An 11,434-nucleotide genomic window follows, 5' to 3' on the forward strand; every position below is an offset into this window, starting at 1 on the left:
ATTGCGGTTAAAGCCGCGCAGCCTGGACTAGCCTCCGGCAGTTCAGCCGCGCTTGTCAGGAAGTTGCTGGCCCGATCCGCCCTGGTTCTGCCGGTCCATCATGGTCTACATCATCTTGTTGCAGTTCCCCCCTCATCTTCGACATGTCCTGCATCATCGGCATCATCCCGTCCTGCATCATGCTCTTGTCTGAGGGCGCCGGGGGCGTTGTGACAGGCTCGGCCGAGGCCGCGGCGACGGCGGCCAGAACGACCTCGTTATCGGCCGATTCGGCCCGGATCGTCGCCTTCGCCTTGCCCGAGTCGTCCAGCACGACGACGCGGGGACCGCTGGTCAGAGCGTCTGGCCGACTGACGCCGACATCGCGCGAGCCCCAGGAGGCGGCACGGTTCAGGCTGTCGGAACCACTGGCGACGAGGGTGCGCTTGAACGAGCCGTGCTGGTCGCCGTCGTCATAGATCAGCCGGATCGCCGGCGTGCCCTTGGCGACGAGGGCGGCGACCTGGGTTTCGTCCTGCTGGCGCTTGCGCTGCACGGCCTGGACGACGCTCGGGTCGCCATTGCCGTTGAAGACATAGCGGCCACCATTGACGGCGACCTGCGGCTCGTCGCCGGTCACCTCGAAATAGTCGGTGCCTTCCTTCAGGTTTTTCCAGAAGGCGATGTTGGAATCGAGGCGGTGCTTGGCGAGGTTCTCCGGCGTCATCCGGAAAGGCAACGCCTGCATCTGCACCGACCTCTGGCCGCCGTTATGGGCCTCGCGGACGAGCGCGTAGATCTCGCCGATCTGGTCGTCGGTCATCGAGTAGCAGCCGGCGGAGGAGCAGGCGCCGTGCACCATCAGATGCGCGCCGGTGCGGCCATGGGCGCGGTCATAGGCGTTGGGGTAGCCCATGTTGAAGGACACGTAATAGGACGAATTCGGATTCATCTGCGCCGGGCTGATCGCATAGAATCCCTCGGGCGCCATCCGGTCGCCTTCGCGGATCTTGGGGCCGAGCTGGCCGGACCAGCGGCACATCGGATAGGTCTTGAGAAGCGCATACTGCCCGTTGGCCTTGCGTTTCCAGACCTCGAGTTCCGACTCCTTCTTGTAGGAGCGGATCAGGATCGGCTGGTCCTTGCTCATGCCCTTCTCGGACATCAGCGCATAGGTCGCTGCCGGAATCGGGATGTGATGGCGCGCAGAGCCGCGATAGCGATCCTCCTCGCAGGCGCCCAGGGACAATGCAACCAAAGCCACGAGCGTGAGTTGCTTCAATGCCACGTCGTCAATCCCATCGAACGGCCGGCCAGACACAGGCGACCTCTGACTGCGCAAGACGGCCAAATTGTGCCCGTCTCCCGTTGTAGAAGCGTTAGCCTTGAAGCTTCCTTACCACAGGCGACCGGCGCGAGGCCATGGTCAAGGCACCGTTAAGGCTCCGACCGCCGGGTGCCGGTGTCACAGAGTGCGCCCGATCGCCAGGAACTTCTCGGCGCGGCGGTCGACCAGTTCGTCGGCCGACAGCCCACCGAGTTCCGACAGGGCCGAGGACAGGGCGTCGCCGGCGCGTGCGATCACTGCGCCGTGGTCGCGGTGCGCGCCCCCCGTCGGCTCGCTGACGATCCGATCGATGATGCCGAATTTCAGGAGGTCCTGGGCGGTGATCTTCATGCCGGTGGCGGCGTCCTGGGCGCGGGCGGTGTCGCGCCAGAGAATCGAGGCCGCGCCTTCCGGCGAGATCACCGAGTAGATCGCATGTTCCAGCATCATCACCCGGCTGGCGGCCGCGATCGCGATGGCGCCACCCGAGCCACCTTCGCCGATGACGAGCGCGATGCTCGGCGTGCGCAGGCCGAGCCAGGTCTCGGTCGAGCGGGCGATGGCCTCGGCCTGGCCGCGTTCCTCCGCCTCGATGCCCGGATAGGCGCCGGCGGTGTCGACGAAGCTCAGCACCGGCAGGCCGAAGCGGTCGGCCAGCTCGACGAGACGCACGGCCTTGCGGTAGCCCTCGGGCTTGGCCATGCCGAAATTGTGCCGGATGCGGGTTTCGGTCGAATCACCCTTCTCCTGGCCGATGACGCAGACCGGCTCCCCCCGGAAGCGGCCGAAGCCGCCAACGATGGCCTCGTCCTCGCCGAAGGTACGGTCGCCTGCCAGAGGGGTGAATTCCTCGATCAGCGCGGCGCAGTAATCCTTGAAGTGGGGACGCTGCGGGTGGCGGGCGACCAGCGTCTTCTGCCAGGGCGTCAGGGCGCCGTAGAGTTCCTTCAGCGCCTGCGCGGCCTTGGCGTCGAGCCTTGCGATCTCGTCGGCCAGCGCATACCCCTCGCCCTTGGCCTGGAGAGCTCGCAACTCGTCCGCCTTCGCCTCCAGTTCGGCGACCGGCTTTTCGAAATCCAGATAGCTTCGCATCGTGGTCCAGTTCAGGTTCCGCGCCGGGTGGTTCCTGCGCATCGGGCGTCATGCGGAACCGGGCTCGCGAAAAGCGGCGGACCTTGGTCGCGCGGTGGGTTCTTTGTCAACCCGGCGGGGGGAGGTCCGGGTCCCTCCCGATCCGCGGAGCCGGGGTGGGCTGCGGCAGCAGGATCGGCCGGAAGGCGAAACTGCGCCGAGTCGCCCGCAACGGAATGCGCCGGTAGACCTGCTTGGTCGCGTCGATGACGTGGACGCCCGCAAAGGGCAGGGAAAGCCCTGCGCCGAAGCGCTCCCAGGCGGCGGCCGAGCGCAGCATGAGGCGCTGGCGCAAGGGTGGCACATAGAGAGCCTCGCGCCAGCCCTCGGGCGAGAACTCGGCCGAACGCATCAGGGACTCGAGCTGGCTGCGGCTGAAGGGGCGGCCCTGTCCGAAGGGCGTGCCGTCCATTCGCGCCCAGAGCCCGCGGCGGTTGGGTACGACGAGGATCATCCGTCCGCCCGGCGAGAGCACGCGGCCCGCCTCCTCGATCAGGTCGTCGGGGCTTTCGGTCTCCTCGAGCGCATGGACGAGAACGACGCGGTCGATCGAGGCAGTCGGCAGCGGAAGCAATGTCGGCTCCACCAGAGCGGAGGCCGAGAGCCCCTGATGAGGCCAGTTCACGACGCCTTGTGCCGCCGGCATGAAGGCGATCACCCGCTCGGCATCGCGACCGAGGACGGAGAGATAGGGGGTGGCATAGCCAAGTCCGAGGAGGCGCTGACGCGCGCAATCGGGCCAGAAGCGCAGCATCGCCGTGCCGATGAAGCGCCGCGCGACATGGCCGAGCGGGCTGGCGTAGAAACTGCGCAGTTCGGCAACGTCGAGGGACATGCCGCCGGAAGATGTGCTGCCGGGCGAGGCTGCGCAAGGGCTGCGGGCAGGGCCGTTCCGGTTTCGGTCGATCCTGGCGGGCTGGTGTCGGCGGGCGGCATTGTTTAAGCGCGATGGAGCCGCGTTCTTCCGGAGTCTCCCATGGCGCTCGATCTCCACGTCTTCCGCACGCTCGGCGACAATGCCGGGGCATTGCTCCACGACCCCGCGAGCGGTGCATGCGCCGCCATCGACGTGCCGGACGCAGGGCAGGTCATGGCCGCGGCCAAGACGAAGGGCTGGAGGATCAGCGACATCGTCGTCACCCATGCCCATGCCGACCACACCCAGGGCGTGGCGGCCGTGAAGCAGGCGACCGGGGCGAAGGTCTTCGGGCCGGCCGATGCAGCCGGCCAGGCCCCGCTCGACCGGATTGTCTCCGAGGGCGATACGGTGTCCTTTGGCGGGGAGAGCTTCGAGATCTGGCATACGCCGGGGCATTCCGACGGGCATCTGAGCTTCGTCTCGCGCGGGGCGAAGCTCGCTTTCGTCGGCGACGTCGTCTTCGTGATGGGCTGCGGGCGCGTCCAGCCGGGTCAGATGGGCGCGATGTGGACCTCGCTGTCGCGGCTGATGGCCCTGCCCGGCGACACGAGGCTGCTCTGCGGCCACGACTACACGCTCTCCAATGCGCGCTTCGCCGCGGCAATGGAGCCGGCCAACGCGGCGGTGACAGCGAGGCTCGCCGAGGCCGAGGCGGCCAAGGCGGAAGGGCGGTTCTGGGCGCTGACGACGGTGGCGCAGGAGGCCGCGACCAACCCGTTCTTCCGCGCCGGCGAAGGCTCGCTGGCCGCGGCGGTCGGGCTCAATGGCGCGCCGGCGGGCGAGGTCTTCGCGGCGCTGCGCGAAGCCAAGAACCGGTTCTAGGGGGGCGACGCATGACGCTGAACGGCCTGACCGCTGCCGAGGTGATCCGCCTGCTCGAATTGAAGCCCCATCCCGAGGGCGGGCATTACCGCGAGACCTTCCGGGACCCCAGCGAGGTCGACGGCCGCAGCACCGGCACCGCGATCTATTATCTGCTCGACACCGGCGAGACCTCGGAGTGGCATCGCTGCGACGCGGCCGAGATCTGGCACCACTATGCCGGGGCGCCGCTGGTGATCAGCGTCTCGCCCAACGGGCACGACGCCTCGGCGCATCATCTCGGCAGCGATCTCGCGGCCGGACAGCGGCCGCAATTCGTGGTTCCGGCGGGCTGGTGGCAGAGCGCGACATCGCTCGGCGCCTGGACGCTCGTCGGCTGCACCGTGGCGCCGGGCTTTTCCTTCGAAGGCTTCGAGATGGCGCCGCCCGGCTGGCGGCCGACCCCGCGCAACAAATCCGGAGGGACCACGTGATGACCGATGCCGTGCCGGAGCTCGACCTCGTGCTCGCCTGCGAGCGGCGCATCGTCAACGCCTGGCCCTCGCCGGCGACGCTGCTGATCGACGACTGGGTGGTGCGTTTCGCCGGCGGCTATTCCGGCCGGGCGAACGCCGCCTCGGCGCTGAGGCCCGGCGCCGAGCTCGACGAGGATACGCTGTCGCTGATCGAGGAGCTGTTCCGATCGGACGGTCTGCCGCCCTGCATCCGGCTGACGCCGCTCGTCGCCGAGACGACGCGGGCGATGGTCGCGGCACGCGGCTACGTCGTGCGAGACGCTTCCTTCGGGCTGATCCGGCCGCTCGACGACGTGACGACCGAGATCGAGCCAGATCTGCAGATCGAGGCGCGCCCGAGCGCCGAATGGATCGCCGGGGTCGCGGCGCGGCAGACCGGCATCAAGGCCGATGCCGGCAAGCTCACGGCGATCGTCGAAGGCGTGCGGCTGCCGGCCGCCTTCGCGACCTGGCTGATCGGGGGGGAGCCGGTGGCCTTCGGCATGAGCGTGGCCGAGCGCGGCATGGCGGAGATCGGCAGCGTCGTGGTCGATACCGCCCATCGCGGCCAGGGCCTCGGCCGGCGCCTGATCGCGGGGTTGATGGGCTGGGCGCGGGCCAAGGACTGCCGACAGGCCTATTTGCAGGTCGACCAGACCAACGCTGTCGCCAACGGGCTCTATGGCTCGCTGGGGTTCAGGCAGCTCTACGCCTATGAGACGCGGGTGCTCGACCTGGCGGGGTGAGTGGGCGTCATTCTCGGGCTTGACCCGAGAATCTCCGGCCGGATGAGGCGCCGGAGACATCTGGTCACGAGATGCTCGGGTCTTCGCCCGAGCATGACGCGGTTGCCCTCAGCCCAGGCTCGCGCGCTTCATGAAGGCGCCGCCCTTCATGATCAGCGGCATGTGCCTGCCCTGGCGGGTGAGCAGGGAGAGATCCTTCAGCGGGTCGCCATCGACCACGATCAGGTCGGCATGGGCGCCCGGAGCGATCGTGCCGATCTTGCCTTCGAGCTTCAGCAGCTTCGCCGCGACATGGGTCGCCGAGCCGATGACCTCATGGGCCGGCAGGGCGCGGCCGCGGATGACGAACTCCTCGGACTGGTATTTGTGCATCTCGCCGAGCAGGTCGCTGCCATAGGCCATGGCGAGGCCCGCCTTCTTCATGACCGCGAGCGAGTTCATGCCGGCCGAACGGACGACGTCGACCTTGGCGACCGAATCCGGCGGGAAGCCGAGCTTGGGGCCGTCGGAGACGAGCTTGTCGTAGGTCACCAGCGTCGGCACCGCGACGGCGCCCTTCGAGGCGGCAAGCTTCGCCGTCTCGGACTCGATCAGGTTGCAATGCTCCAGCGAGTGGACGCCGGCCTCGACGCAGCGGCGGATCGCCTCGTCGGTGTAGACATGGGCGGAGACGTAAGTGCCCGCCATCCGTGCCTCCTCGACGATCGCCTCGAGCTCGCTCACCGAGAAGCCGAGGAAATGGATCGGGTCGGTCGGCGAGGCGCAGCCGCCATTGGCCATGATCTTGATGAAGTCGGCGCCGCCCTTGATTTCCTCGCGCGCGGCGCGGCGGACCTGGTCGAGCCCGTCGCAGATGCGCCCGAGCGCGCCGAGGCGGTGGCGGGTCAGAGGTGTGGTCGCGTCGTCATAGCGGCCGCGGAAGTCGGCATGGCCGCCGGTCTGGCTCAGCGCCTTGCCGGAGATGACGAGACGCGGCGTCGGGAAATGGCCTTCCTCGGCCGCCTGCTTCAGGCCGAAATCGGCGCCGCCGACATCGCGCACCGTGGTGAAGCCGCGCATCAGCATTTCGCGCATGATCACGAAGGAGCGGGCGGTGACGAGGGAATCCGGCAGCTGAGCATTGCGGCCGAGATCGGCGACGCCGGCGACGACATGGACATGGGCGTCGATCAGGCCCGGCATCAGGGTCTTGCCCTTCAGATCAACGACCTTGGCCTTCGCAGAGGAAACGGCCTTGCCGACCTCGCGGATGGTGCCGCCCTCGACGAGGACGCTGACGGGCGCGCCGGCTTCCGGGGCGGTGCCGTCGACGATGCGGGCATTGGTGAAGAGCGTGCTGGCCATGATGACAGTCTCGACAGGAGGAAGGTGAGATTCAGCGGATGAGGAGGGCGGTGCCCCAGAGGCCGACCGCGAAGACGGTGTGGCCTATGATGTTCAGGGTCCGCACCGTATTGGCATTGGCGCGCTTGGCGGCGGCGATGCCGGCGCCCATGCCGGGCTGGAGGATGAACCAGCCGCAGCCGACCGTGGCGAGGCCGACGATCAGCGCCGGCAGGAAAGTCGGGTTGCGGACCCAGCCGGCGCCCCAGATGGCGATGACGATGCCCGCGAAGAGGATGCCGACCGCGTAATGCGCGATCCACCCGATGGCCAGTTCATTGCGGACAGGCTCCGAACGGGTGATGTCCTCATGCAGGAAGCGCCCGCGGGGCAGATGCGCGAACCAGCGTCCGACCAGGGCCCAGTTCGGCAGGGGAATGCCGAAGACACGTTTCAGAAGCATCGCCCAGAGGTCGAGCAGAGCCGTGGCCCCGATGCCGATGAGCACCGTCCTGATCAGCACATCCATTCCGTCATCCCCCCGACGCGCTGCTCGCGTGTCCGTCTCGCGCCGCTCGACGGCGTCTTCCGCCGATCGGCCCATGGAGCGGAGAACGCCGGGCCGGGTCAACCGGCGAGCGGAACGAAAGCGGCGCGGCCGGTGCAGGCACGCCATGCGCCAGGCGCTTTCCATGCGCTGTCGGAACCTCGCACGACATCGGGGGTTTGCTTTGCTGGCTGACAGGTACGTCGGGGGGATGCGAGATGGGCAGCGCAGCAGCGGGAACGACCCGCATTGGGGAAACGCAGCATCACGGGCCGCATGGCGCCCTGGAACTGCCTTCGGTCGTGATCACCAGCTACAACCTCGAAATGCGCGACGAGGACGGCTTCGTCGGCGACAAGGCCAGTCGGCGGGCCTTCGTCGAGCATCTCGACGCCCTGCGCGAGCATCTGCGGGCCCAGAGCGAAGACCCCCTGAAGGGCGACAGCGCGGAGATCAGCAAAAGCGACCTGGATTCCCTGTTGTCGGATGGCGATCCGCGCGAGGCGGCGCTGGTGCTGAGCGCGATCGAGCGCTTCGCGCAGTCGCTCGCCTTCGTGATCCGACGTTTCGTGCGGCTGAAGAGTTGGGCCGAGGTCGAACGGATCGTCGTCGGCGGCGGCTTTCGCGACAGCCGCGTCGGCGAACTCGCGATCGGGCGCGCCGGAATCATCCTGAGCACCAATGGGCACACCATCGATCTGGTGCCGGTCAGCCACCATCCCGACGAGGCCGGACTCGTCGGCAGCGCGCATCTCGCGCCGAAATGGATCTTCGAGGGCTTCGACAGCCTGGTCGCCGTCGATATCGGTGGATCCAACATACGGGCCGGAATCGTCGAGTTGCGCCAGGGCAAGGCGCCCGACCTGCGCAAGGCGCGGGTATCCTCGTCGGAACTCTGGCGGCATGCCGATGAGGAGACGAGCCGCGACGACGCGATCGCCCGGCTGGGCAAGATGCTCAAGGGGCAGATCAAGCAGGCGAAAAAGGACGGGCTGCGCCTCGCTCCCTTCATCGGCGTCGGCTGCCCGGGGCTGATCGAGCCGCATGGCTCGATCGACCGCGGCGCCCAGAACCTGCCCGGCAACTGGGAAAGCAGCCGCTTCAACCTCGTCGAGAGCATTCGCGAACTCGTGCCCACCATCGGCGAGCACGAGACATTGGTGACGATGCACAACGATGCCGTGATCCAGGGGTTGAGCGAAATGCCGGCCATGCAGGATGTCGAGCACTGGGGGGTGCTGACGATCGGCACCGGGCTGGGCAATGCCAGCTATCGCAACCGGACCCGGCCCAAAGGCCGCGGCAAGGCGTGAGGGTCTGGCCGGCCGCCGCGGCGGCGCCTTGAAGATGTCAGGTTTGCCGTGAAAAAGAGATAGAGGGTGCCTTGGCTGCGCCATCGATCCCTCCGGAATTCACGGCTGATTTGCATTTGTTTCCCGATCCTGCGCGCCGCGCTTGCCTTGACGACGAAGCTGTGGCGACGGTCGAGCCAGCGACGAATCACCGATCTCAGCGAGGCTTTCCCGCCATGGCTGCGCGACTCGCCCCAGCGGCCCGCCCGAAGCCGCGTGCGCGGTCCGGCCTTTTCGCCGCTCTGGCCACGCTGGTGATGGTCCTGCTGGGCGCCGCGCAGGCGCTCGCCCAGCAGCCGGCCACCGACGCCGTCTCGCCGCGTGCGCGTCTCGACGCCATCCGTCTGGAGCTGACGCAAATCGAGTCGGCGCTCGCGGCGCCGACAGCGACCGAGGCCGAACTGCAGCGCCAACGCATGCGTCTGCAGCCGTCGCTGGACCAGCTGCGCCAGCTCATCGAAGAGCAGTCGCCGCGCGTCGATCAGGCCAAGGTGCGGCTCGACCAGATCGGACCCAAGCCCGAGGCCAGCGCGCCGGCGGAGAGTGCCGAGGTGCTGCGCGAGCGGGAGGCGCGAGCGAAGGCCTTTTCGGATGCCGATGAGACGCTGAAGATCGCGCGCGCCGCCTTCCTGCAGGCCGAGCAGTTGCAGACTGCGATCGGCGACCGCCGCCGCGCGCTCTTCGCCCAGACGCTGTTTGCCGCGGGACCGACGGTGCTGAGCCCCGACATGTGGTCGAACGCGCTGGCGACCGTGCCGGAAGATCTGCGGGCGTCGGGCTATATCTTCGGCGGGTGGCTCTCGGGCGTGGCCACGGCGATGTCGGATCTCCGCGGCGGGCTCGTCGCGCTCGCCTTCGTCGGCGCGCTGCTGCTCTATGTGATCCGCCGCCGATATCTGCCTCGCTTCAAGGCCCGGTTCAGCAACACGCAGGATACCGACAGCCTGCATTGCCTCTACATCGCGCTCGCCCATGTCGTGGCGGGCGCCGCGCCGCCGGCGCTGGCGAGCTGGTTGGTCTACGCGGCGCTCAACACCGCCGGGCTGCTGCCGCCGCGGATCCAGCCCGTGGTGATCGCCATCGTGGCGGGGCTCGCCGTGGTGGCCTTCGTTCAGGCGCTTCTCGATGCGCTGTTTGCACCGAGCCAGCCGCAGCGGCGCCTCGTCAGCGTGATGGATTCGACGGCTTCCTCCGTGGTCTGGCTGGGAACCTCGCTGGCGCTGGTGCTCTCGGTGAGCAAGGTGCTGGAAGCCTGGTTGACGGCGATCGCCGCCGGCCTGGCGGTCTCGATCATCCTGCGCAGCGTGCTCGTGATCATTTTCGCGGTCACGCTCGTCGTCGGCCTCTACCGGCTGCGCGACAATGAGGAGATCGAGGAAGAGGCCTGTCTCGGCCCCTATGTCGCGGTCGAGGGTGCGAGCCTCGGCCCGATCCGCATTCTCGGCTGGATCCTCGGGCTCGTCCTGTCTCTGTCGGTGGTGAGCGGCTATGTCGTCTTCGCCTCCTTCGTCACCGAGCAGGTGATCTGGATGATGATGGTGGCCTGCAGCTTCGTGCTGGCCTATCAGCTCGTCGATCTGGGCATCCCGCAGGCGATGACCGGCAAGGGCCGACTGGCGCTGACGCTCAAGGCGGGGCTCGGCTTCCGGGCGCACACGCTGGACAAGATCGCGGTGATCACCGCCGGCGTTCTCAAGCTGATGCTGATCGTCGTCGGCTTCCTGCTGGTCCTGGCGCCCTGGGGACTGGAATCGACCGACTTCCTCACCTCGCTACGCGCCGCCTTCTTCGGCTTCCAGGTCGGCGGCGTCACGATCTCGCTGTCCTCGATCATCTTCGGGGGCCTGCTCTTCGCAGCCGGTCTGACCGCGACGCGCTCGCTGCAGGGCTGGCTCGAGGTCAAGTTCCTGCCGACGACGCAGCTCGACACCGGACTGCGCAACTCGATCACCACCGCGGCCGGCTATGTCGGCTATCTCGCGGCGCTGGCGCTGGCGGTGTCGGCGCTCGGCCTCAGCCTCGAGCGCCTGACGCTGGTCGCGAGCGCGCTCTCGGTCGGCATCGGCTTCGGCCTGCAGTCGGTGGTCTCGAACTTCGTCTCGGGCCTGATCCTGCTCTGGGAGCGCCCGATCCGGGTCGGCGACCAGGTCGTGGTCGGCGACGCGGAGGGCATCGTCAAGAAGATCAATGTGCGCTCGACGGAAATCGCGACCTTCGACCGCTCCTCGGTGATCGTGCCGAACTCGAACCTGATTTCCGGCGTGGTCAGAAACCGCGTCCGCAACGACCGCACGGGTCGCATCCTGATTTCGCTGTCGGTTCCGCGCAGCTTCGAGGCGGGTGCGGTCCGGAGCATGCTCAACGAGGTCGCCACGGCCCATGGCGACGTCATGCAGAAGCCGCCACCGACGGTCCTGTTCAAGAAGATCGGCACCGCGACGATGGATTTCGACCTCGTCTGCGTTGTGGCGGATGTCGATATCGTCGGCCGTGTCACCAGCGACCTGAACTTCGCCATCCACAAGCGCCTGACCGAGATGGAGCCGGCGTCGGGAACGCCGGAACTGCTGGTCAAGGGATTGGAGGGCGTCGAGCACTCGCTCGGGAGCATCGCCGCGGCGGTGAGCCGCGACGGTGCGGCCATGGCCTCCCGACGCCGCGATCCCGCCGGGCCGAAGGCGCCCTCCCGCAGCCGGCGCCGTGTCGAGCCGGCCGAGGACGAGCCCGAGCCCGAGACACCGGCCGTCGCTCCAGCACCGGCGCCGGAGCCCGCCAAGGACGACAGCAAGGAATG

The 11,434-nt window shown here is 68.1% G+C and carries 10 protein-coding genes; 5 read left to right on the forward strand and 5 right to left on the reverse strand.

Annotated elements, in window-relative coordinates:
* Positions 1-55: 55 nt before the first annotated feature.
* From Q8M82_RS18525 to Q8M82_RS18535, 3 genes are all read right to left on the reverse strand, one after another.
* Positions 56-1,267, reverse strand: a complete 1,212-nt coding sequence (locus Q8M82_RS18525) for a L,D-transpeptidase family protein (RefSeq protein ID WP_305692772.1) — start codon at positions 1,265-1,267, stop codon at positions 56-58.
* Between the two features lie 177 nt (positions 1,268-1,444).
* A complete protein-coding gene (locus Q8M82_RS18530; protein WP_305692780.1) occupies positions 1,445-2,398 on the reverse strand; it encodes an acetyl-CoA carboxylase carboxyltransferase subunit alpha in 954 nt (317 codons plus the stop codon).
* Positions 2,399-2,504: 106 nt separating this feature from the next.
* Complete coding sequence (locus Q8M82_RS18535; RefSeq protein ID WP_305692773.1) at positions 2,505-3,272, reverse strand: class I SAM-dependent methyltransferase; 768 nt, start codon at positions 3,270-3,272, stop codon at positions 2,505-2,507.
* Between the two features lie 141 nt (positions 3,273-3,413).
* Here Q8M82_RS18535 and gloB point away from each other — a divergent pair, with 141 nt between their 5' ends.
* Genes gloB through Q8M82_RS18550 form a run of 3 tightly spaced genes read left to right on the forward strand, consistent with a single transcriptional unit; the run spans position 3,414 to position 5,418 of the window.
* A complete protein-coding gene (gene gloB / locus Q8M82_RS18540) occupies positions 3,414-4,178 on the forward strand; it encodes a hydroxyacylglutathione hydrolase (RefSeq protein ID WP_305692774.1) in 765 nt (254 codons plus the stop codon).
* 11 nt (positions 4,179-4,189) lie between these two features.
* Complete coding sequence (locus Q8M82_RS18545; RefSeq protein WP_305692775.1) at positions 4,190-4,651, forward strand: cupin domain-containing protein; 462 nt, start codon at positions 4,190-4,192, stop codon at positions 4,649-4,651.
* A complete protein-coding gene (locus Q8M82_RS18550) occupies positions 4,651-5,418 on the forward strand; it encodes a GNAT family N-acetyltransferase (RefSeq protein ID WP_305692781.1) in 768 nt (255 codons plus the stop codon). The genes Q8M82_RS18545 and Q8M82_RS18550 overlap by 1 nt, the downstream gene beginning before the upstream one ends.
* Before the next feature lie 108 nt (positions 5,419-5,526).
* On the opposite strand, the gene Q8M82_RS18555 is transcribed toward Q8M82_RS18550, so the two are convergent.
* Both Q8M82_RS18555 and Q8M82_RS18560 read right to left on the reverse strand, forming a co-directional pair.
* Positions 5,527-6,762, reverse strand: a complete 1,236-nt coding sequence (locus Q8M82_RS18555; protein ID WP_305692776.1) for a metal-dependent hydrolase family protein — start codon at positions 6,760-6,762, stop codon at positions 5,527-5,529.
* A 31-nt stretch (positions 6,763-6,793) separates the two neighbouring features.
* Entirely contained in the window at positions 6,794-7,270 is a 477-nt protein-coding gene (locus tag Q8M82_RS18560; protein ID WP_305692777.1) for a DUF2938 domain-containing protein, read from the reverse strand.
* Positions 7,271-7,506: 236 nt separating this feature from the next.
* On the opposite strand from Q8M82_RS18560, the gene Q8M82_RS18565 reads away from it, so the two are divergent.
* Together Q8M82_RS18565 and Q8M82_RS18570 are read left to right on the forward strand one after the other, a co-directional pair.
* A complete protein-coding gene (locus Q8M82_RS18565; RefSeq protein ID WP_305692778.1) occupies positions 7,507-8,601 on the forward strand; it encodes an ROK family protein in 1,095 nt (364 codons plus the stop codon).
* A gap of 215 nt (positions 8,602-8,816) precedes the next feature.
* A partial coding sequence (locus Q8M82_RS18570) for a DUF3772 domain-containing protein (RefSeq protein ID WP_305692779.1) occupies positions 8,817-11,434 on the forward strand: 2,618 nt, incomplete at its 3' end.

The organism is Allobosea sp. (genome assembly GCF_030694325.1).
Lineage (GTDB): Bacteria > Pseudomonadota > Alphaproteobacteria > Rhizobiales > Beijerinckiaceae > Allobosea.

What these genes read in the sequence shown, in the direction of transcription:
- Q8M82_RS18530 (WP_305692780.1), bottom strand. Translation starts at nt 2,398, where the DNA reads ATGCGAAGCTATCTGGATTTCGAAAAGCCGGTCGCCGAACTGGAGGCG.
- Q8M82_RS18535 (WP_305692773.1), bottom strand. Translation starts at nt 3,272, where the DNA reads ATGTCCCTCGACGTTGCCGAACTGCGCAGTTTCTACGCCAGCCCGCTC.
- gloB (WP_305692774.1), top strand. Translation starts at nt 3,414, where the DNA reads ATGGCGCTCGATCTCCACGTCTTCCGCACGCTCGGCGACAATGCCGGG.
- Q8M82_RS18545 (WP_305692775.1), top strand. Translation starts at nt 4,190, where the DNA reads ATGACGCTGAACGGCCTGACCGCTGCCGAGGTGATCCGCCTGCTCGAA.
- Q8M82_RS18550 (WP_305692781.1), top strand. Translation starts at nt 4,651, where the DNA reads ATGACCGATGCCGTGCCGGAGCTCGACCTCGTGCTCGCCTGCGAGCGG.
- Q8M82_RS18555 (WP_305692776.1), bottom strand. Translation starts at nt 6,762, where the DNA reads ATGGCCAGCACGCTCTTCACCAATGCCCGCATCGTCGACGGCACCGCC.
- Q8M82_RS18560 (WP_305692777.1), bottom strand. Translation starts at nt 7,270, where the DNA reads ATGGATGTGCTGATCAGGACGGTGCTCATCGGCATCGGGGCCACGGCT.
- Q8M82_RS18565 (WP_305692778.1), top strand. Translation starts at nt 7,507, where the DNA reads ATGGGCAGCGCAGCAGCGGGAACGACCCGCATTGGGGAAACGCAGCAT.